This is a genomic window from Pseudomonas sp. MRSN 12121, from assembly GCF_000931465.1.
Lineage (GTDB): Bacteria > Pseudomonadota > Gammaproteobacteria > Pseudomonadales > Pseudomonadaceae > Aquipseudomonas.
This window is the reverse complement of sequence record NZ_CP010892.1, coordinates 1,146,163-1,167,183: the sequence shown is the minus strand read 5'-3', so window position 1 is coordinate 1,167,183 and position 21,021 is coordinate 1,146,163. Positions and strand designations below refer to the sequence as shown.

The window sequence follows — 21,021 nt, the reverse complement described above, 5'->3', positions numbered from 1 at the left end:
GGAGGACATGCCTGTGACTAGCCTTTCTCTCGACGCCTGCCGCGCCCCTTCCCAGGGCCGCCGCGCGCTGGCCCTGTGCTCGCTGGCCCTGGCCGTGAGCCTGGCCGGTTGCGCCGACCTGCCCGACCAGCGCCTGGCCAACGAAGCGCTGAAGCGCGGCGACACCGTGCTCGCCGAGCAGAACTACCGGCAACTGGCGGACCTGGGCTACAGCGAGGCCCAGGTCGGCCTGGCCGACATCCAGATGGAAACCCGCGACCCGGCGAAAATCCGCGAAGCCGAGGCCACCTACCGCGCCGCGGCCGACACCTCGCCACGCGCCCAGGCCCGCCTGGGCCGCCTGCTGGTGGCCAAGCCCGGCTCCACCGAGGCCGAACACCATGAAGCCGAAGGCCTGCTGAAAAAAGCCTTCGCCAACGGTGAAGGCAACACCCTGATCCCGCTGGCGATGCTCTACCTGCAATACCCGCAGAGTTTCCCGAACATCGACGCACAGAAGCAGATCAGCCAGTGGCGCGCCGCCGGCTACCCGGAGGCCGGCCTGGCCCAGGTGCTGCTGTACCGCACCCAGGGCACCTACGACCAGCACCTGGCCGAGGTGGAAAGCATCTGCAAGGCGGCGCTCAACGTCACCGACATCTGCTACGTCGAACTGGCCACGGTCTATCAGAAACGCGCCCAGCCGGAGCAACAGGCAGCCCTGATCAAGCAACTGCAGAACGGCTACAGCCGCGGCGCGATCAGCGCGCAACGGGTCGATAGCGTGGCCCGGGTGCTGGGCGACGCGAGCCTGGGCCAGACCGACGAGAAAACCGCCCAGGCCCTGCTGGAGCCGATCGCCCCGGCGTATCCGGCGTCGTGGGTGACCCTGGCGCAGTTGCTCTACGACTTCCCCGAGCTGGGCGACCTCGACAAGATGATGGAGTACCTGGACAACGGCCGGGCCGCCGACCAGCCGCGCGCTGAGCTGCTGCTGGGCAAGCTGTATTACGAAGGCAAGATGGTCCCGGCCGACGCCAAGGTCGCCGAGGAACACTTCAAGAAGGCCCAGGGCAAGGAAGTGGCCGCCGATTACTACCTCGGCCAGATCTACCGCCGCGGCTACCTGGGCCAGGTCTATCCGCAAAAGGCCCTGGACCACCTGCTGACCGCCGCGCGCAACGGCCAGAACAGCGCCGACTTCGCCATTGCCCAGCTGTTCTCCCAGGGCAAGGGCACCAAGCCCGATCCGCTCAACGCCTATGTCTTCAGCCAACTGGCCAAGACCCAGGACACCCCGCAAGCCAACGAGCTCGCGCAACAACTCGAAGCCCAGCTACCACCCGGCCAGCGCGCCGAGGCCCAGCGCCTGCTGCAACAGGAACAGGCCGTGCGTGGCGCGCTGAGCCAGAACACGCTGGAACTGCACGCGCTGCAGGAAGAAGACGGTGAGGAATCCCTATGAAACTCAAACCTATTCCCCAGGCCGATATCGTTCGTGACGACGCCGCCCCTGTAGCCGCTGCCGAGCCTTGGCGAGGCTGCGATCGAGCGCGCAGCGCTCGCAATCCAGGCGACCGAGATCTGTCAGCCACACCGCGCGCGCAGGTTTTGCGCCTGCTGCGCAGCCGATCGCAGCCTGCGGCAGCGGCTACAGGGATCAGCTTCAATCTGTCGAAGCTGGGGATGGCCCTGGGCTTTGCACTGGTCTGGTCCCAGCCGACGCTGGCCGCCGTCACCGACACCAAGAACTTCGGCCTGGAAGTGAAGATCACCGGCCAGTCCGAAGACGATCGTGACCTGGGCACCCTGGGCGGTGGCGACGTCAACGGCGTCGGCCTCGACCTGCGTCCGTGGGTCTACGGCGAAAGCGGCAACTGGAGCGCCTACGCCATGGGCCAGGCGGTGACCTCCACCGACATCATCGAGACCGACACCCTGCAGCAGTCCGATGGCGCCAGCACCGAAAGCAGCAACAACAGCGACCGCAAGAGCAAGAAGAATTACCTGGCGATGCGCGAGTTCTGGATCGGCTACAGCGGCCTCACCCCGTACCCGGGCGAGCAGTTGAAGTTCGGCCGCCAGCGCCTGCGCAACGACGACGGCCAGTGGCGCGACACCAACATCGAGGCCCTGAACTGGACCTTCGACACCACCCTGCTGCGCGCCAACGTCGGCGTCGCCGAGCGTTTCAGCGAATACCGCACCGACCTCAAGGAGCTGTCTCCGGAAGACAAGGACCGCCTGCACGTCTACGGCGACGTGGCCTACCAGTGGACCCCGGGCCAGTGGGCCGGCATCCGCGCCCACCATACCCACGACGACGGCAAGCTCGACTATCCGGTGCCCGGCGAAGCCACCGATTCCCTGGACAAGCGCCAGAACGGCGACCTGACCTGGCTCGGCCTGGAAGCCAACAGCGACGCCTACAACTGGCGCAATACCAACACCGTCAACTACTGGGCGAGCATCACCGGCATGCGCGGCGACCGCGACCGGGTCAACGCGCTGAACGCCGACGGCAGCCGCCCGGCCCAGGCCAAGAACGGCGAGAACCTCGACGGCTGGGCCACCGACCTCGGCGTGCGCCTGCGCCTGGACCCGAAATGGCAGGTCGGCGCGGCCTATGCCCGCGCCAGCGGCGACTACGAACAGAACGGCCTGCAAAGCAACCGCTCGAACTACACCGGGACCCGTTCGCGGGTGCACCGTTTCGGCGAGGCCTTCCGCGGCGAGATGAACAACATGCAGACCGCCACCCTGTTCGGCTCCTGGATGCTCAACGACGAATACGACGCCAGCCTGATCTACCACAAGTTCTGGCGCGTGGACGGCAACAAGCCGGTGGGCAGCAACGGCATCAACGCCGTCGAGAACAACTACGACGACGCCACCGGCGCCCTGCTCTCCAGCTCGTCGCTGCCCCTGCGCGACGGCGAGAAAGACCTCGGCCAGGAAATGGACCTGGTGGTCACCAAGTACTTCAAGCAAGGCCTGCTGCCGGCCGCGCTCAGCCAGTCGATCGACGAGCCTTCGGCGCTGGTGCGTTTCCGTGGCGGCGTGTTCAAGCCAGGCGACGCCTACGGCAAGAACGTCGACTCGTACATGCATCGCGCCTTCGTCGACGTGATCTGGCGCTTCTGATGCGAGCCGCCAAGGGAGTGCCCGAGATGAACAGCCCGATGAACAGCCCGGCGCGAAGCGCCTCGCTCAGCCTGTTGGCCAGCGCCCTGCTGCTGGCCAGCGGCGCCGCCTTCGCCAGCCTCGAACCGGCCCCGGCCGCCACGCCCGGCAAACAACCGATCGTGGCCAAGGAGCTGCAACAGGCCAAGACCTATACCGTCAGCAGTGCGCCGACCGAGCAGTTGAAGCTGGCCAAGCCCAAGCTGCCCGACCTCTCCGGCGTCACCGCCGAAGCGGCGGCGGCGAAGATCGTGCGCAGCAAGCCGGGCAAGATCAGCGTGCGCCGCATGATGCAGGAAGACGCCCTGAAGGACTTCATCGGCGGCGACAACAAGATGGCCGAATGGGTGGTGCGCCAGCATGGCATCCCCCAGGCGATCTTCATCGACGACGGCTACATCAACCTCAAGGAACTGGTGAAGAAGCTGCCCCGGCAGTACATCAGCGAAACCTCGCCCGGGGTGTACCTGGCACGCTTGCCGATCGTGGTCGGACGCAAGGGTATCCTCGACATCGACGGCCAGACCCGGGAACTGCGCCTGTCCCAGGAAGGCGGCTCGTTCCTGATCAACGACGGCCAGCTGTTCGTGCGCGATACCCAGGTCACCGGCTGGCGCGAAAAGGACAACGGCCCGGCGACCTTCAAGTCGCCCAAGGAATTCCGTCCGTTCCTGCTGGCCTGGGGGGGCACCGAGACCTATATCGTCAACAGCAAGATGGCCAGCTTCGGCTACGCCAACAGTAAGTCCTACGGCGTGAGTATTTCCCAGTACACGCCGAACATGGCCAAGGTGCTCAAGCGCCCCGAACCGACCGGCTGGATCATCGGCTCGGAATTCTCGGACATGTGGTACGGCTTCTACTGCTACGAGACCCGCGACTTCGTGGTCAAGGGCAACACCTACCGGGACAACATCGTCTACGGCATCGACCCCCACGACCGCTCGCACCGGCTGATCATCGCCGACAACACCGTCTACGGGACCAAGAAGAAGCACGGGATCATCATTTCCCGGGAAGTGAACGACAGCTTCATCTTCAACAACCGCAGCTACGACAACAAACTCTCGGGCCTGGTGATCGACCGTAACAGCGTGAACAACGTGATCGCCGACAACGAGATCTACCGCAACCACACCGACGGCATCACCCTCTACGAGAGTGCCGACAACCTGCTGTGGGGCAACAAGGTGATCAGCAACCGGCGCCACGGCATCCGCATCCGTAACAGCGTGAACATCCGCCTGTACGAGAACGTCGCCATGGCCAACGGCCTGACCGGGGTCTACGGCCACATCAAGGACCTCACCGACACCGACCGCGACATCAAGCTCGACCCGTTCGACGCCCAGGTGTCGCTGATCGTGGTCGGCGGCGAGCTGGCGGCCAACGGCAGCGGCCCGATGTCCATCGACTCGCCGTTGAGCGTCGAGCTGTATCGCGTGTCCATGCTCGCCCCGACCAAGAGCAGCGGTATCAGCTTCTCGGGGGTCCTGGGCGAGCGCCAGGACGAAATTCTTGACCTGCTGGTACGCCAGCGCAAAGCCGTGCTGATCGACCCTGTCGAACGCCAGACCGAAATGCGTGATTGAGGATGATTGTCATGCGCCCACACCTGATCAAGTTCCTGAGCCTCTCGGCCCTCACCGCGGGCATGCTCGCCGCCGGCGCCAGCGCCCGCGCCGATGAGGCCGGCACCGGCGCCAGCGCGCCGAAGTTCACCGCCGAGCCTTGCTGCAACCTGTGCCCGGCGGCCCACGACGCGAAGAACTACACCACCCGCTACCAGCAGAACTTCACCACCCTGGTGCAAGCCCAGGGCGACTGGCTGTTCCGTACCCAGGAAGACCTGCGCACCGAATTCGACACCACGCCGCAAGGCTATCGCCGCCTGCAACAGCTGCACGAAGCCTTCAAGAGCAAGGGCGTGGAGCTGGTGATCGTCTACCAGCCGACCCGCGGCCTGGTGAACCGCAACAAGCTCAACCCGCAGGAAAAGGCCAGCTTCGACTACGACAAGGCGCTGAAGAACTACCAGGCCATGCTCGGCCGCTTCGCCCGCATGGGCTACGTGGTGCCGGACCTGTCGCCGCTGACCAACGAGCAGGTGCCGGAAACCCTGCCTGCCCACGACTTCTACTTCCGCGGCGACCAGCACTGGACCCCGTACGGCGCCCAGCGCACGGCGAAGATCGTGGCGCAGAAGGTCAAGCAGCTGCCGGCCTTCGCCGACATTCCCAAGCGTGAGTTCGAGACCCACAAGTCCGGGCGCATGGGCAAGACCGGCACCCTGCACAACATGGCCGGCCAGTTGTGCGGCACCAGCTACGCGATCCAGTACATGGACCAGTTCACCACCGAGCCCAAGGGCGAAGCCGGCGACGGCGACCTGTTCGGCGATTCCGGCAACCCGCAAATCACCCTGGTGGGCACCAGCCACAGCGGCAAGAACTACAACTTCGCCGGCTTCCTGCAGCAAGAGATCGGCGCCGACATTCTCAACGTCGCCTTTCCCGGCGGCGGCTTCGAGGGCTCCATGCTGCAGTACCTGGGCAGCGAGGAATTCCAGACCAAGCCACCGAAGATCCTGATCTGGGAGTTCTCGCCGCTGTACCGCCTGGATCAGGAAACCATCTACCGGCAGATGATGGCCCTGCTCGACAACGGCTGCGAAGGCAAGCCGGCGCAGATGAGCGCCAGCACCACCCTCAAGCCGGGCAAGAACGAGCTGATGGTCAACAGCAAGAACATGGACCTGCGCAACAGCAGCCACCAGGTCGATATCCGCTTCGCCGATCCTTCGGTGAAAACCCTGCAAGCCACCCTCTGGTACATGAACGGGCGCCACGAGGACATCAAGATCGACAAGCCGACGACCTCCGACACCGACGGACGTTTCGCCTTTGAACTGCGCACCGACGAAGACTGGGCCTCGCAGAACCTGCTGGCGGTCGAAGTCCAGGGCCCGACGGAAGCAGGCGCCGCGGCGCAAAAAGTCGAAGCGAAAATTTGCACACGCAACGTATTCCCGAGCGCCGGCCAACGCACCGCGCAAATCGGGCAATGAGGTTCCCATGCAAAGCACAACGCTGAAACAGTTACTGGCACCGAGCCTGCTGAGCCTGGCACTGATCGCCGGCGCCACCCAGGCCGCGGCGCCCCTGCGTCCGCCGCAGGGCTATTACGCGGCGGTGGATAAATTCAAGAGCGGCGACAGCAGCGAAGGCTGCGACGCCATGCCCGCGCCATATACCGGCTCGCTGCAGTTTCGCAGCAAGTACGAAGGTTCGGACAAGGCCCGCGCCACCCTCAACGTGCAGTCGGAAAAGGCCTTTCGCGACAGCACCGCCGACATCACCAAGATCGAGCGCGGCACCAGCAAGCGGGTGATGCAGTTCATGCGCGACGGCCGCCCGGAGCAGCTGGACTGCACCCTGGGCTGGCTGACGGCCTGGGCCCAGGCGGACGCCTTGATGTCCCGGGACTTCAACCACACCGGCAAGTCGATGCGCAAATGGGCCTTGGGCAGCATGGCCTCGGCCTACCTGCGCCTGAAGTTCTCCGACTCGCACCCGCTGGACACCCACCAGAAGGAAGCGCAACAGATCGAGACCTGGTTCAGCAAGATGGCCGACCAGGTGGTCAGCGACTGGGACAACCTGCCGCTGGACAAGACCAACAACCATTCCTACTGGGCCGCCTGGTCGGTGATGGCCACCGCCGTGGCGACCAACCGCCGCGACCTGTTCGACTGGGCCGTGAAGGAATACAAGGTCGGCGCCAACCAGGTCGATGCCGACGGTTTCCTGCCCAACGAGCTCAAGCGCCAGCAACGCGCCCTGGCCTATCACAACTACGCCCTGCCGCCGCTGGCGATGATCGCCAGCTTCGCCCAGGTCAACGGCGTCGACCTGCGCCAGGAAAACAACGGCGCGCTGAAACGCCTCGGCGAGCGGGTCCTGGCCGGGGTGAAGGACCCCGAGCAGTTCGAAGAAAAGAACGGCAAGGAACAGGACATGACCGACCTCAAGGTCGACTCGAAATTCGCCTGGCTCGAACCTTTCTGCAGCCTCTACACCTGCGCCCCGGACGTACTGGAGCGCAAGCACAAGATGCAGCCGTTCAAGACCTTCCGCCTGGGCGGCGACCTGACCAAGGTCTACGACCCGGCCTTCGACAAGGGCAAGAAAGGCTCTTAGGCCATACACAAAACCTGTAGGAGCGAGGCTTGCCCGCGATGAACGATGACGCGGACAGGCAGTTGGACCGAGGCGCCTCTATCGCGGGCAATCGAGCGTCGACCGGCCGCTCCTACAGAAGACGCAATACCTGTAGCCGCTGCCGAGCTTTAGCGAGGCTGCGCCAAGGCTCGAAGAGCCTTCCGAGGCCCTAGAGAGCGCCGCCCCCTTCGGGGTCGATCGCAGCCTCGCTAGCGCTCGGCAGCGGCTACAGGGAGATGAATGCAATACGCCGCCCCGGTTTTTCACGGGGGGGTTTGGGGGGGCTGCGGCCCTTAACTGTTGGTCAAACATGGAGAGATCGGGATGGTTTTCTCATCCAATGTGTTCCTGTTCCTGTTCTTGCCGATCTTTCTCGGCTTGTACTACCTGAGCGGGCAACGCTACCGCAACCTGCTGCTGCTGATCGCCAGCTACGTGTTCTACGCCTGGTGGCGGGTGGACTTCCTGGCGCTGTTCGCCGGCGTCACCCTGTGGAACTACTGGATCGGCCTGAAAGTCGGCGCCGCCGGCGTGCGCACCAAGCCGGCCCAGCGCTGGCTGCTGCTCGGCGTGGCAGTGGACCTGTGCATCCTCGGCTACTTCAAGTACGCCAATTTCGGCGTGGACAGCATCAACGCGATCATGACCTCCATGGGCCTGGAACCCTTCATCCTGACCCACGTGCTGCTGCCGATCGGGATCTCGTTCTACATCTTCGAGTCCATCAGCTACATCATCGACGTCTACCGCGGCGACACCCCGGCGACCCGCAACCTGATCGACTTCGCGGCGTTCGTGGCGATCTTCCCGCACCTGATCGCCGGCCCCGTGCTGCGCTTTCGCGACCTGGCCGACCAGTTCAACAACCGCACCCACACCCTGGACAAGTTCTCCGAAGGCTGCACGCGCTTCATGCAGGGCTTCATCAAGAAAGTGTTCATCGCCGACACCCTGGCGGTGGTCGCCGACCATTGCTTCGCCCTGCAGAACCCGACCACGGGCGACGCCTGGCTCGGCGCCCTGGCCTACACCGCGCAGCTGTACTTCGACTTCTCCGGCTACAGCGACATGGCCATCGGCCTGGGGTTGATGATGGGCTTCCGCTTCATGGAGAACTTCAAGCAGCCCTACATCAGCCAGTCGATCACCGAGTTCTGGCGGCGCTGGCACATCAGCCTTTCCACCTGGCTGCGCGACTACCTGTACATCACCCTGGGCGGCAACCGCAAAGGCACCCTGATCACCTACCGCAACCTGTTCCTGACCATGCTGCTGGGCGGCCTGTGGCACGGCGCGAACTTCACCTACATCGTCTGGGGCGCGTGGCACGGCATGTGGCTGGCGATCGAGAAAGCCCTGGGCATCAACACCACTCCGCGCAGCCTGAACCCGATCCGCTGGGCGCTGACCTTCCTGCTGGTGGTGATGGGCTGGGTGATCTTCCGCGCCGAGAACCTGCACGTGGCCGGGCGCATGTACGGCGCCATGTTCAGCTTCGGCGACTGGTCGCTGTCGGAACTCAACCGCGCCAGCCTCACCGGCCTGCAAGTGGCGACCCTGGTCGTGGCCTACGCCACCCTGGCGTTCTTCGGCCTGCGCGACCTGTACCGCAACCCGGCGCCGGTCAAGCGCAAGCCTGAGGCCGCGACCTCGGCCGACGGCCCGGCGACCGCCCAACCCGGCCTGATCAAGGCGGTGCCGGGCGATGCCCCGGGCAGCATCCACCAGCCGGGCTACACCGTGGGCGTCGAAGCCCAGGTCCAGCCGGCCTACTGGGTCGCCGACTGGCCGCGCTACGCCATGCGCGCCCTGGTACTGCTGCTGTTCATCGCCTCGATTCTCAAACTCTCGGCGCAAAGCTTCTCGCCGTTCCTTTACTTCCAGTTCTGAGGGATCTGACCATGACCCGCTCATTACGCATCCTCTACATCGCCCTGTTCCTGGTGCTGCTGTTGGCCCTGGGCCTGTGGTCGGTGCGCAGCTTCTTCGGCTTCAGCACCAGCAACGACGCCACCGTGCTCAACGGCCGCTGGGCCAAGGCCGTGGAAACCCACTACGACGACGAGTTCCCGATCAAGCGCCTGGGCACCAACCTGTGGGCCGCCCTGGACTTCAAACTGTTCAACGAAGGCCGTCCGGGCGTGGTGCTCGGCCGCGACCAGTGGCTGTACAGCGACGAAGAGTTCCATCCGGTGGTCAACGAAGAACTCAACCTGCAAGGCAACTACGCGCTGGTCGAAGGCGTGCGCCAGACCCTCAAGGAGCGAGGCGTGAAACTGGTGATGGCGATCGTGCCGGCCAAGGTGCGGCTGTACCCGGAACATCTGGGCGACGTCCAGCCGGCCCGTATCCACGCCAACCTCTACCAGGATTTCCATGCCCGCGTGGCGGCCGACAAGATCCTCGCCCCCGACCTGCTCGGGCCCCTGCAACAGGCCAAGCAGAACGGCCAGCAAGTATTCCTGCGCACCGACACCCACTGGACCCCGGCCGGCGCCGAAATCGCCGCCAATCAGCTGGCCCGGGCGATTGCCGACAAGGCGCCGCTGATGGGCCAGCCGCAACGCTTCGTCACCGAAGCCGAGCAGACCGTGGTGCACAAGGGCGACCTGCGCCTGTTCCTGCCCCTGGACCCGCTATTCGAGAACCTGATGCCGGCCAAGGAAGCCCTGCAGAAACGCGTGACCCGCGCCGCCGACGACCAGCCGGCCGCCGACGACGCGCTGTTCGCCGACAACGAAGTGCCGGTGGCCCTGGTGGGCACCAGCTACAGCGCCAACCCCAGCTGGAACTTCGTCGGCGCGCTCAAGCAGGCGCTGCACAGCGATGTCGTCAGCTATGCCGAGGACGGCCACGGCCCGATCCTGCCGATGCTCAGCTACCTGAAAAGCGACGCCTTCAAGAACAGCCCGCCCCAGGTGCTGATCTGGGAATTTCCCGAACGATATCTGCCGGTCAACAACGAAATCGGCGACGCCGACCCGCAGTGGGTCGCAGAGCTCAAACAAGCCGGCGCGCGCCAACAGAACCTAGCCATCAACAACAAATCCGAGACGCCCGATCGGGCGCAAAACTGAAAGAGAGGTACACCATGACTTTCACTATCACTCCGCGTCGTCTCGCCAAGGCAATCACACTGGCTGCCGGCATGAGCGTCCTGTCCCTGCCCGCCTTCGCCGGCGGCGACGCCGCCCTCTACGGCCCCACCGCGCCGAAAGGCTCGTCCTTCGTGCGCATCTACAACGCCAGCAACCAGGAAGTCAGCGCCACCGTCGGCAGCACCAACCTCAACGACGTCGCGCCGCTGGCCAGCAGCGACTTCAGCTTCATGCCCGGCGGCGACTACACCGCCAAGGTCGGCAGCCAGAGCGTGCCGGTGAAGCTCGCCGCCGACCACTATTACACCCTGGTCAACAACGCCAGCGGCCAGCCGCAACTGATCGAGGAACCGCCGTTCAAGAACAAGCAGAAGTCCCTGGTCCGCGTGCAGAACCTGAGCGACAAGGCCCTGACCCTGAAGACCGCCGACGGCAAGACCGATGTGGTCCAGTCGGTGGCCGCCAAGGGCCGTGGCGAACGGGAAATCAACCCGGTGAAAGTCAGCTTCGCGCTGTACGAGGGCGAGAAGAAAGTCAGCGACCTCAAGCCCGTCGCCCTGGAGCGCGGCGAGGCCGCGGTGCTCTACGTCACCGGCAATGGCAGCAGCCTGTCGCCCGTCTGGGTCAAGCGCCCGGTGTCGACCCGCTGACATGAACTCTCCGGCTTGACGCTCCCCTGTAGGAGCCAGGCTTGCCGGCGATGAGGCCCTTGAGAACGCCCTCGCCGACAAGCCTGGCCCCCACGGAGAAACGGTTGGTCAAGCCGGATACGCAACAAAAACAAGAGAGTGAAACGACAGAACGCAGTAGCTCTGACCCATACGATATTTGAAGGAGTAACAACATGATTCCGGTGATCTTGTCAGGTGGTAGCGGCTCACGTCTTTGGCCGCTTTCGCGCAAGCAGTTCCCTAAACAATTCCTCGCCCTGACCGGCGAACACACGCTGTTCCAGCAAACCCTCGAGCGCCTGGTGTTCGAAGGCATGGACACGCCGATCGTGGTCTGCAACAAGGATCACCGCTTCATCGTCAACGAGCAGCTGGCGGCGCGCAAACTCGAAGCCCAGCGCATCCTGATGGAGCCTTTCGGACGCAACACCGCGCCGGCCGTGGCCCTGACCGCGATGATGCTGGTCAACGAAGGTCGCGACGAGCTGATGCTGGTGCTGCCGGCCGACCACGTGCTGGAAGACCAGAAAGCCCTGCAACGCGCCCTGGCCCTGGCCACCGTGGCCGCCGAACGTGGCGAGATGGTGCTGTTCGGCGTGCCGGCGACCAAGCCGGAAACCGGTTATGGCTACATCAAGTCGACCAACGATGCGCTGCTGCCGGAAGGCGTGAGCCGCGTCTCGCACTTCGTCGAGAAACCCGACGTCAAGCGTGCCAGCGAGTTCGTCGAGGCCGGCGGTTACTTCTGGAACAGCGGCATGTTCCTGTTCCGCGCCAGCCGCTTCCTCGAAGAACTGAAGAAGCACGATCCGGACATCTACGACACCTGCCTGCTGACCCTGGAGCGCAGCGCCCAGGACGCCGACACCGTGACCTTCGACGACGCCACCTTCGCCTGCTGCCCGGACAACTCCATCGACTACGCGGTGATGGAAAAGACCCAGCGCGCCTGCGTGGTGCCGCTGAGCGCCGGCTGGAGCGACGTGGGCTGCTGGTCGTCGCTGTGGGACGTGCATGAGAAAGACGCCGACGGCAACGTCAGCAAGGGCGACGTGGTGATCCAGGACAGCCGCAACTGCATGATCCATGGCAACGGCAAGCTGGTGTCGGTGATCGGCCTGGAAAACATCGTCGTGGTGGAAACCAAGGACGCCATGATGATCGCCCACAAGGACAAGGTCCAAGGCGTCAAACAGCTGGTCAACACCCTCAACGAGCAAGGGCGCAGCGAAACCCAGAACCACTGCGAGGTCTACCGCCCGTGGGGCTCCTACGACTCGGTGGACATGGGCGGGCGCTTCCAGGTCAAGCACATCTCGGTCAAGCCGGGCGCGTGCCTGTCCCTGCAGATGCACCACCACCGCGCCGAACACTGGATCGTGGTCAGCGGCACCGCCGAAGTCACCTGTGACGAGAACGTGTTCCTGCTCACCGAGAACCAGTCCACCTACATCCCGATCGCTTCGGTGCACCGCCTGCGCAACCCGGGCAAGATCCCGCTGGAGATCATCGAAGTGCAATCGGGCAGCTATCTGGGCGAAGACGACATCGAACGCTTCGAAGACATCTACGGCCGCTCCACTCCTGTGGAACGCGGCGTCTCGGTGAAAACCATCGCCCAGTAACCCGCGGAACGAGAAGCCCCCGTCCAGCCGACTGCGTCCCCTATCCGCAGCCGGTTGGGCGGGGGCTTCTTTTATGCGCACCTCCTCTCCCCACTCCAAACGCCCTGTAGCCGCTGCCGAGCGTTAGCGAGGCTGCGATAGGACCGAAGGTCCTCCTGCGGTTTCGAGATCCCTGCGCCCCCTGCGGGGTCGATCGCAGCCTCGCTAACGCTCGACAGCGGCTACAGAAGCTGCGTTCAGCCATTCCTACACGACATTTCGAAAGCGCCAGCGGGCGTTTCAGATAGCTCCCAACGACTTCACCCATGCCGCTCTTTAGTGTTTCGCCAGGCCCAGACACACAGCGAACACAGCGATGCCCGCGCCCCCGCCCGGTAACAAATACACCACCGACTCCCGTGGCGAACCGACGCCGATGCCTCGCGTGCTGCACCCGGCCAACCCCAACCCGCCCCTGCCGGGAGCACGGCCGAAGCACAGGGCGATCCTGACCACAGCTCAAGGCCACGACGCGCCGGAGAAACCAAGCCCGACCCAACCCGCGACGCCGATCGCCCCCGGTTTCCATATCGTGCCGCAGAGCCTGCCGCTGGCCGAACTGCAACGCCGCCTCTTCGACAGCCCCTCGCCGGGCGTCCTGGCCAAATACCTGTCGCTCAATCCGGGCCTTGGCGAGACGGTCAAGGCCGGCAGCCTGATCGTGCTCAGCGATCCGGCCAACCCCGCCTGCACCTACGAGGAAGCGCAGCTCATGCTCGCCGCCGAGCAAGTCAGGGCCGCCCTCGAACCCCTGACGCCCGAAGCCGCCGACTTCATGGTTCGCCACCAGGCCGAGATCGTCGGCTTCAGCAGCCAGGCCTCGACCTGGCTGGGCATCGGCACCTCGGTGCTGGGCAAACACCTGGACAAACTGCGGGAGACCCTGCAAGACATGGAACGCCTGCACCAGGACAGCTACCGCCAGCACGGCCACCTCAAGTCCCCCGATTTCCTCATGCGCCGCCGGCGCCTGCTGGCGCAACTGGACGCGCAACTGCTGAACTCCACCCGCCTGCGCGGCTACACCACCCTGGGCGACCACCCCAAGCTGAAGACCGCCCTGGGCATTTCCAGCCGCAGCCTGGTGCACCACTGGAACAGAGCCGGCGCCCCCGGACAGATCCCGGGCTACGCCACCCACGTGAACGCCGTCAGCCGTGCGGCGAAGTACATGCAGGCGGGCGGGTATATTGGCATTGCGCTTGGTGGGGTTTCGTCGGCGCTGAAAGTTCAGGAAGTGTGCCGGGCGGGTTCGGGGGATGAGCGTTGCAGGAGGGTTATGTTTAGCGAGACGGGAAAGTTTGCGGGGTCAACCGTTGGAGGAATACTTGGTACTGAAACCGGATTGGCAGGAAGCAGGTTTATTTGTGCAGCGCTAGGAGCCTCTACCGCAATTGGTGGAGTGTTATGTGTTGCCGCCTTGGTAGGTGTCGGCACGTCACTAGGAACAGACTCCGGTGATGTGCTTGGAGAGAGGGTTGGTGAAATTATTTATGAGAGAGCGCAACCATGGTAGATGAGAAGTTCTGGTATTCCTGGATCGCTCTTGCTCTGCTCCTTTGCCCAATTCTGCTAGCTCTTGTAAGCCTTGCATTCAGTTATTACTTAAGTCGTCGCTACTTGCGGGAAATGCTGGAGGCCTTACAGGAGAGTTCTTACTTTCATCGATGGACTGAGAGGTTGCAATACCAAGGATGGTTCGAACATCTCCTGATGTTTGTCAGCGTTCGAGGAATGATGCTCTTCCCTAATGCAGGAATTCGCAGAGGTTTCCTTTGTGCCAAGGATGTACACAACTTTCCTCCACGACTGAAACGCTTCCTGACTGTCAAAAACACCCTAGATGGCGTTGTGATCGTATGGACGGCGATTATCTACACGTTTTTGAAACTGGATAACTGATTGCCCATGGATCTTTGTCTATCTCATTAGTAGGCAAGCATCAAAACAGCTATTCGGGTGAAGAGCTGAGAGAGAACAGAAAACGTTACGAAACAACCCGGTCATGATGGGAAAAAGTTTTTGGTACTCATGGTTAGGTCTCATGCTGGTCGCCAGCCCACTTCTACTGGGCGTAATAAACCTCTCGTTCAGCTACTACCTGAGTCGACGTTACTTAAGAGAGATGCTGGAGGCCCTACAGCGGAGCCAGCACTTTTATCGCTGGACCGACAGCCTTCCCCACGAAGGATGGTTCACGCATCGTGTAATGCTCGCCGCCGTTCGAGGATCGATGCTTTGGCCTGGCCCAGCGGTTCGCAGAGGCTTTCTTTCCGCGGAAGACATCGACAACTTCCCTCCCCACCTGCAACGCCTGCTGAGCATCAGGAACTGGATGGATGTCGTGCTTCTGGTCTGGGGCTCGATCATCTATGCGCTATTGAAACTGACCAGGCACTGACGTGGCAGGTAGGAATGTACTGAGCGGAGTCCCGTCCAGCCGGCTATGGTTCCTAGTCGCAGCCGGCTGAACGACGGAATTTTTCGTGCCCGGGCGAGGTCCCTGGGCTAGTTCACGAACAGTGGCAAGTACCCCAGTTCCACCAGCTTGATATCGATCTCGGCCACTCGCTGGACATCGGTCCGCTTGCCCTCATCCATCGCCTGTGGACAACTCACGACCAGCGTGCCGCGTTTTGGAATGTCGATAAGCTGGTCGGCCCCCGGAAAGTCGCCGGCCCGCAACACATGTGGGCAAAAGCCGATCCAGCCGATGGTCTGCCGGTCCTTGAACACCTTGGTACGCAGATACTGGTCTTTGGGCGCCAGCACGCACCAGTCGAGCTCGGGCCACAGATCGACGGCCAGTTGAATAACCTTGATCGCTACCGATTTCACATCAGGAATAGCCGCCACCAGCGCCCCGCCATCCTCGAAGCGCATGCTGGCGACGGAATCCAGGTCGTGGGCGTTGTAATGAAACGCCAAGCCACCCTTGAGTGGATCGTCCAGGCCATTCCACACGGAAAACTGCAATTTCGTGGGGAAGTCCGCGTCGTAGTTGCTCCGCGCTTCTTCACGCAAGTAATCGAAGTCGTCGTTGATCCGCTTGCGCATCGACTCTTCCCTGGAGCCCGCCTGCAGGTACCAGTCCCGCAACAGAGGGTGGATTTCGCCCAGGCCCTGGAAAAAACGCTCGGCTCTTTCCAACTGCGCCTCATGCGCGACAGTGGCAATCTTCTGTTTGTCGAAACGCAGTACGAATGAAAATTTTCTGAACAAGCGCTCGTCCTCAGTCAGGCTTCAAAAACACGGTCGGGGTTTTCACGGCGGTACTCTTCCCACTCTTTCTGTTCTTTTGCACGTTGCTCGATGTACTGGTCATGGTCCTTGGTGCCCGGCATCGGGTTCCAGTAGGCCGTCAGGTTGGTGAGTCCCCTCTCCGCATACTGTTCGGCACAGTATTCATAAACCACCCGTTGCAGAAAATGCCATTCCACGGCAACCGGCGGGCTCGGCCGGGCTTTCAGGGAGTGCCTCTCGGCCGGGGTGATCAGGGTCTTCTCCACATTGGCCCAGGGGCGCGGCAGGCCGATAAGCGGAATGAACATGAAGGCGTAATTGGCCTTGGCTTCCAGCAAGGTGCAGCGCGGTTTGTCGAAACCGTCCCACCAGGTGTTGTTCCACCACCACTCGTAGGGAGTCGGGAACGCGGTGACCCAGGCCTGATAGAGGGCGGCGCGGGCAGACATGCTGTGGCCCTTGCCGTTGTTGGGGATCGTCATGCTGCCCTGCTCGGGGGGGCACTTCACACAGTCCTTGTCCCGCTTGGCCTGGCAGTCGCGCTCGGCTTCGCGCGTCCGGTCGGCAGTGGTCGGAGGCGCATCCACCCTGGGTTTTGCCTGGGGCTGCGTCTGGGGCAAAGGAAGGGGCTGGGGAACGGGCCTGGGCGCCGGCAGGGGCTGGGTCGGCCTGGGCGCCGGCATCGGCATGGGCCGCGGCGCCGGCATCGGCAACCGGGGCGGCGGTGCTGGCAGCTCGAACGGTAAACGTGGCCCCAACCGGGGGCCCATGCGAAAAGACATGGGCCCCGTACTTGGAAGAATGCCCAGCCCACTCATGGTCGAGCCTCCCCGGCGGCTTGCCCTTCACGCCACTGCTGCATGTTCATCCTGAACGCCACGATATCCTCGTAATCCTCGAATCGCCGCTCGGCGCTGTCCGCCACGGGCCTGTTCATGAAGGCGACAAAGGCCGGCTGCCGGTCGAAGTCGGTAAAGGTCAGTCCATGCCGGATGAAGCGCTCGACGACCGCCTCCTCCCTGATGCCGAAACCCCATGCCCGCTCACGCAGGTCCTTGAGCATCTGCAGCGCCGGCATCAGCCCCTTGCGGGCCAGCCATTGCGGGTTCTCCTGCTGCACGTCCAGCAACAACCGCTCGAATACCTCGTTCTGGCGAATGTCATCCAGTTGCGCAACCTGCTCGTGGCTCAGCTCAAACATGGTGCTCCTCCGCCTCGGCAAAACCGTAGCTGAGATAGCAATTCTGCAGGGGCTGCCATACCAGCCAGTCATCGACATGACACATGAGCTGCTGGACCTGGGCGGGTGAGACCACCTTGTCCAGCGCACGCCTGACCTCGGGACTGTAGTAACGGAACAAGGCCTGGCGCCCGTCCGGCATCCGGCTGAACAACAGGCCCTGGTGATAATCGCGCAAGGTTTCGAAAGGCTGGTCGCTCCACAACCAGGACACCATCGGCGCCTGCTGGTCCCGGCTGATCAGCCAGTTGCCGAACGCTGTGTTCAAGCCCTGGCCGGAGCCGGGAAACTCGACCAGCACCGGCCCGGCATGACGGATTTCATCCAGCGCCCCGGCGCTCAGGAGCCAGTGGAAACGGATGCTGTCACCCGCCTCTTCCAGGCGTTTGTTCAAGGTCAGGTAGCGGGCGCCATCGATCAGCGCCAACAGCCGGGATGAGGTTTCGCCGAGCCCGGAGAGCCGCCAGAACAGCGAGCCGACACGCTTCATGCGCGGCTCCCCAGTGTTTCCAGCGGCACGAAGGTCTGGTTGCGCTGGGCGGCCAGCAACAGGCATTTCAGGCACAGCCCGGGCACGGCGGGCAGCGGGCTGGCCACAGCGGCGCCACCGCCGCTGTGGCCAATGATGATTGTCCCCGAACCGCCCACCACGACATTGCCGTGGCTGCCCAGCGAGCCCAGTACCGCGACGGGCTTGCCATTGATCAGCACATTGGGGATGACGTTGGCGCTCAAGGTCGAACCGCAAGCGGTCGGGTCACCCTCCCGGGCAGCGGGCAGGTAATCGAACAGGACATCGGACGAACCACTGGTAATCGGATTGCTACCGTGGCCAGGCAAAGGACAGGCGGTGGGATCTCCAACTCGCGCGGCAGGCTTTCCAGACATTTCAACTTCCCTATCGAACTGGCTAGACGGCCGACTCTGCCGAATGTACAAAAAACAGACAATCCTCAATCCTTTGCAAAATCTTTCCGGGACCGTCTCGGCGTGGTCCCCAGGGATCCGGGTTAGCCAAGCGCGCCTACGCTTAGGTAGGATGAATGCTCTCTTTCCCGAGGTTTCCCCATGTTCATCGGCGTTCTGCTGGTCATCACCTGGCTGATCCTGCTGGTCCGCTACCCCGCCAAGGCCTTGCCGGTTTCACTGGCGGCGGCGTTCGGGCTGGGGCTGGTGGCGGTGTGGGTGGTCTGGCTGGACAATCGCGAGGCCCAGCAGCTGGCGCGCCTGGAACTGCGCATCAGCTACGCCCTCGAACATTGCCCGGCGGATCGTCCGCTGCTGCTGAAGATGAACAACGGCAACGATGTGCCACTGACCGAACTGCGCTGGCGCGTGGCCGCCTACGCGCCGGGCGACACCGTGAACCTGGCCGACAACCAATACACCGCCCCGCGCTACCGTGGCCCCGGCGAGTTGCAGGCCGGCGCCAATTGGGAAGACTGCCTGCCGCTGCCGCCGCTGCGCCCTGGCTATCGCCCGCAAACCCTGGAGTTTCGTGCCGAGCGCTTGCAGGGCAGTTTCTCCGACTGACTCCCCACCCTCTTTTTTGCACAAGGACCGCGCCATGCCCGTTGCGCTGATCACCGGTTGTTCCAGCGGCATCGGCCGCGCCCTGGCGGAGGCCTTCAAGGCCGCCGGCTTCACCGTCCTGCCCACCGCCCGCAAGGCCGAGGACGTGGCAGCGCTGCAAGCCGCCGGCTTCGACGCGGTGCAACTGGACGTCAACGACGGCCCGGCCCTCGCGGCTCTGGGCGAGCAGATCAACCAGCAACATGGCGGCCTCGATCTGTTGATCAACAACGCCGGCTACGGCGCCATGGGCCCATTGCTGGACGGTGGTGTGGAGGCCATGCAGCGCCAGTTCGAAACCAATGTGTTCGCCATCGTCGGGGTGACCCGGGCGCTGTTCCCGGTACTGCGTCGCAGCCGCGGCCTGGTGGTGAATATCGGCAGCGTGTCCGGGGTATTGGTGACGCCTTTTGCCGGCGCCTACTGCGCCTCGAAAGCCGCGGTGCATGCCTTGAGCGATGCGCTGCGCATGGAGCTGGCGCCGTTCGGCGTCCGTGTGATGGAGGTCCAGCCCGGCGCCATCGCCTCGAGCTTCGCCAAGAACGCCGGGCATGAAGCCGAACAGCTGCTCACCGAACAATCGCCCTGGTGGCCGCTGCGCGAAGGCATCCGAGCCCGGGCCAGGGCCTCCCAGGACAAACCGACCCCGGCCAGCGAATTCGCCGCCCACCTGCTCAAGGCCGTGCGGCAGGACTCGCCACCGCGCCTGGTGCGCCTCGGCAATGGCAGCCGCGCCCTGCCACTGCTGGCCACCCTGTTGCCCAAGGGGCTGCTGGAAAAGGTGCTGATGAAGCGTTTCGGCTTAAGCGCCAGGCTCTGAGCCTGCAACGCCGGCCATCGCGCGCACGACACCGTTGTCTGCCGCGCCGATGCCCGTAGAATGCCCCCACTCGAACCGCACGGAAGCGGCACCTCAAGCACGGAACGGCTGCACCCCGCCCCTGCTCATGCCCTCTTGGCGTCCTGCCTTTTACGATTGCACCTCAGGGACTCTCCATTGAAATGTCGTAGCCTGCTGCCCTTGGCCATCTTCACGCTGCTGCTGGGCTGCAATGCCTCGTCACCGGACGAAAAACTCAATGATTCCCTGCCGGACCTGAGCCTCGAGCAAATCCTGCCCAAGGTCGAGGCCAACCCGTACTGCACGCCGGACATGGACAGCGAATTGCTGATCGGCCTCGGCATCCGCCTGATGAATGAGGATGAGGTGCTGTATGGCGCAGGCCGTACCTTGCTGGCGAGCAAGGAAATAAAAATGGCCCGCAGTTGCCTGATCATGGCTGCCCCCCACGACACCGGGAGCCTGTGCATCCTGGGCGGTATTGTCGGCACCAGGCAAAACGACTATGCCAAAAGCGAAGCCTTCAACTACATCGCCTACGCCGCCAGGAAGAATGAATCCTGCGCGGAGGCAGCCCTGTACAGCATCTACAACGCTGGCAAGCTGGACCATCCACCGAACAAGAAACTGGCCATGGGCTGGCTCGAGCGCGCCGCTCGGCACGGCGACCAGGACTCACAACAGGACATGGTGCGTCGGGCCAGCGAACAGGACAATTTCCCGCTGGCCTATGCCTGGGCCAGGATCCTGGACGATGCCCAAACAATCGAGGCGGTGCAGCGCAAAATGAGCCCGCAACAATTAGCCGAAGGCGAGCGATACCACACTCGGCTGCTCAGCCAACTCACCCCCCAAAAGGACATCGAGCAGGCGCTGCGCAAGGACCTCATCGCCCTGGGCACAGGGGACCTGTACTACAGCTACCCGGAGGTGTTCGCAGGCATGTCCCCTGCGCAACGGCATGCGTTCGTGGCCCAGCTGGTGGACATGCAGGACGTCTACCCGAAGTTCCACACGCGTGGCCAATTGATGATCTACGCCTTGATTTCCCGCCTTGTACAAAGCACCGGACCCGCCGTGGACCTGTGGCAGGACCCGGCGCTGCATGCCTTGCTGGTCGACGATGACCTGGAGGTGGAAGACGCCGTGGCCAAGGCGAAAATCATCCTGGCCAAGCGCAAGCGATAACCGGAGCGGCAGCCGCTCCTGGGTTTTCAGCCGCGGCCAACAGGTGCTGCGGTTTCGGTTGTACGCCCTCTCAATCCCAGTAGAATGCGCGACCTTGAGCCCTTGTGCTCATGCAGCATGGA

20 protein-coding genes are annotated in these 21,021 nt (G+C 63.6%); 15 read left to right on the top strand and 5 right to left on the bottom strand.

The features are described from left to right. Positions 1–7 precede the first annotated feature (7 nt). The 12 genes from algK to TO66_RS05150 all read left to right on the top strand — a co-directional run bounded on the left by algK (position 8) and on the right by TO66_RS05150 (position 15,216). Positions 8–1,444, top strand: coding sequence for an alginate biosynthesis TPR repeat lipoprotein AlgK (gene algK / locus TO66_RS05205; protein ID WP_082061043.1), 1,437 nt, complete (start codon positions 8–10; stop codon positions 1,442–1,444). 221 nt (positions 1,445–1,665) lie between these two features. After that, a complete protein-coding gene (locus tag TO66_RS05200) occupies positions 1,666–3,123 on the top strand; it encodes an alginate export family protein (RefSeq protein WP_044461318.1) in 1,458 nt (485 codons plus the stop codon). Positions 3,124–3,149: 26 nt separating this feature from the next. Continuing rightward, positions 3,150–4,754, top strand: coding sequence for a mannuronan 5-epimerase AlgG (gene algG, locus TO66_RS05195; protein WP_044461317.1), 1,605 nt, complete (start codon positions 3,150–3,152; stop codon positions 4,752–4,754). A gap of 11 nt (positions 4,755–4,765) precedes the next feature. Beyond that, positions 4,766–6,229 (top strand): alginate O-acetyltransferase, encoded by a 1,464-nt coding sequence (locus TO66_RS05190; protein WP_044465954.1) that lies wholly within the window; start codon positions 4,766–4,768, stop codon positions 6,227–6,229. Positions 6,230–6,236: 7 nt separating this feature from the next. Further along, positions 6,237–7,361 carry a mannuronate-specific alginate lyase gene (locus TO66_RS05185; protein WP_044461316.1) on the top strand — a complete coding sequence of 375 codons (1,125 nt, stop codon included), beginning with the start codon at positions 6,237–6,239 and terminating at the stop codon, positions 7,359–7,361. A gap of 345 nt (positions 7,362–7,706) precedes the next feature. Next, positions 7,707–9,272: an MBOAT family protein gene (locus TO66_RS05180; protein ID WP_044461315.1), complete on the top strand. Its 1,566-nt coding sequence runs from the start codon at positions 7,707–7,709 to the stop codon at positions 9,270–9,272. 11 nt (positions 9,273–9,283) lie between these two features. Beyond that, positions 9,284–10,459, top strand: a complete 1,176-nt coding sequence (locus tag TO66_RS05175; RefSeq protein ID WP_044461314.1) for an alginate O-acetyltransferase — start codon at positions 9,284–9,286, stop codon at positions 10,457–10,459. 14 nt (positions 10,460–10,473) lie between these two features. After that, positions 10,474–11,130, top strand: coding sequence for an alginate O-acetyltransferase AlgF (locus TO66_RS05170; RefSeq protein WP_044461313.1), 657 nt, complete (start codon positions 10,474–10,476; stop codon positions 11,128–11,130). A gap of 194 nt (positions 11,131–11,324) precedes the next feature. Then, positions 11,325–12,776, top strand: coding sequence for a mannose-1-phosphate guanylyltransferase/mannose-6-phosphate isomerase (locus TO66_RS05165; RefSeq protein WP_044461312.1), 1,452 nt, complete (start codon positions 11,325–11,327; stop codon positions 12,774–12,776). A gap of 415 nt (positions 12,777–13,191) precedes the next feature. Next, positions 13,192–14,331, top strand: a complete 1,140-nt coding sequence (locus TO66_RS05160) for a hypothetical protein (protein WP_256242634.1) — start codon at positions 13,192–13,194, stop codon at positions 14,329–14,331. Beyond that, positions 14,325–14,717, top strand: a complete 393-nt coding sequence (locus TO66_RS05155) for a hypothetical protein (RefSeq protein WP_044461311.1) — start codon at positions 14,325–14,327, stop codon at positions 14,715–14,717. The genes TO66_RS05160 and TO66_RS05155 overlap by 7 nt, the downstream gene beginning before the upstream one ends. A 103-nt stretch (positions 14,718–14,820) precedes the next feature. Then, complete coding sequence (locus tag TO66_RS05150) at positions 14,821–15,216, top strand: hypothetical protein (RefSeq protein ID WP_044461310.1); 396 nt, start codon at positions 14,821–14,823, stop codon at positions 15,214–15,216. Between the two features lie 107 nt (positions 15,217–15,323). On the opposite strand, the gene TO66_RS05145 is transcribed toward TO66_RS05150, so the two are convergent. The 5 genes from TO66_RS05145 to TO66_RS05125 all read right to left on the bottom strand — a co-directional run bounded on the left by TO66_RS05145 (position 15,324) and on the right by TO66_RS05125 (position 18,186). Continuing rightward, positions 15,324–16,037 (bottom strand): Imm52 family immunity protein, encoded by a 714-nt coding sequence (locus TO66_RS05145; protein ID WP_044461309.1) that lies wholly within the window; start codon positions 16,035–16,037, stop codon positions 15,324–15,326. Between the two features lie 14 nt (positions 16,038–16,051). Further along, on the bottom strand, positions 16,052–16,540 hold the full coding sequence (locus TO66_RS34110; RefSeq protein ID WP_310732173.1) for a Tox-REase-5 domain-containing protein: 489 nt from the start codon (positions 16,538–16,540) through the stop codon (positions 16,052–16,054). Positions 16,541–16,872: 332 nt separating this feature from the next. After that, a complete protein-coding gene (locus tag TO66_RS05135; protein ID WP_044461308.1) occupies positions 16,873–17,259 on the bottom strand; it encodes a hypothetical protein in 387 nt (128 codons plus the stop codon). Continuing rightward, on the bottom strand, positions 17,252–17,788 hold the full coding sequence (locus tag TO66_RS05130) for a DUF4123 domain-containing protein (RefSeq protein WP_044461307.1): 537 nt from the start codon (positions 17,786–17,788) through the stop codon (positions 17,252–17,254). Before TO66_RS05130 ends, TO66_RS05135 begins: the two co-directional genes overlap by 8 nt. Continuing rightward, entirely contained in the window at positions 17,785–18,186 is a 402-nt protein-coding gene (locus tag TO66_RS05125; protein ID WP_044461306.1) for a PAAR domain-containing protein, read from the bottom strand. Before TO66_RS05125 ends, TO66_RS05130 begins: the two co-directional genes overlap by 4 nt. A 180-nt stretch (positions 18,187–18,366) precedes the next feature. Here TO66_RS05125 and TO66_RS05120 point away from each other — a divergent pair, with 180 nt between their 5' ends. The 3 genes from TO66_RS05120 (at position 18,367) to TO66_RS05110 (ending at position 20,899) form a co-directional block, all read left to right on the top strand. Then, positions 18,367–18,831, top strand: a complete 465-nt coding sequence (locus TO66_RS05120) for a hypothetical protein (protein ID WP_044461305.1) — start codon at positions 18,367–18,369, stop codon at positions 18,829–18,831. Between the two features lie 34 nt (positions 18,832–18,865). Beyond that, positions 18,866–19,690, top strand: a complete 825-nt coding sequence (locus TO66_RS05115) for an SDR family oxidoreductase (RefSeq protein ID WP_044461304.1) — start codon at positions 18,866–18,868, stop codon at positions 19,688–19,690. Positions 19,691–19,867: 177 nt separating this feature from the next. Next, positions 19,868–20,899, top strand: coding sequence for a hypothetical protein (locus tag TO66_RS05110; protein WP_044461303.1), 1,032 nt, complete (start codon positions 19,868–19,870; stop codon positions 20,897–20,899). Positions 20,900–21,021: the final 122 nt, after the last annotated feature.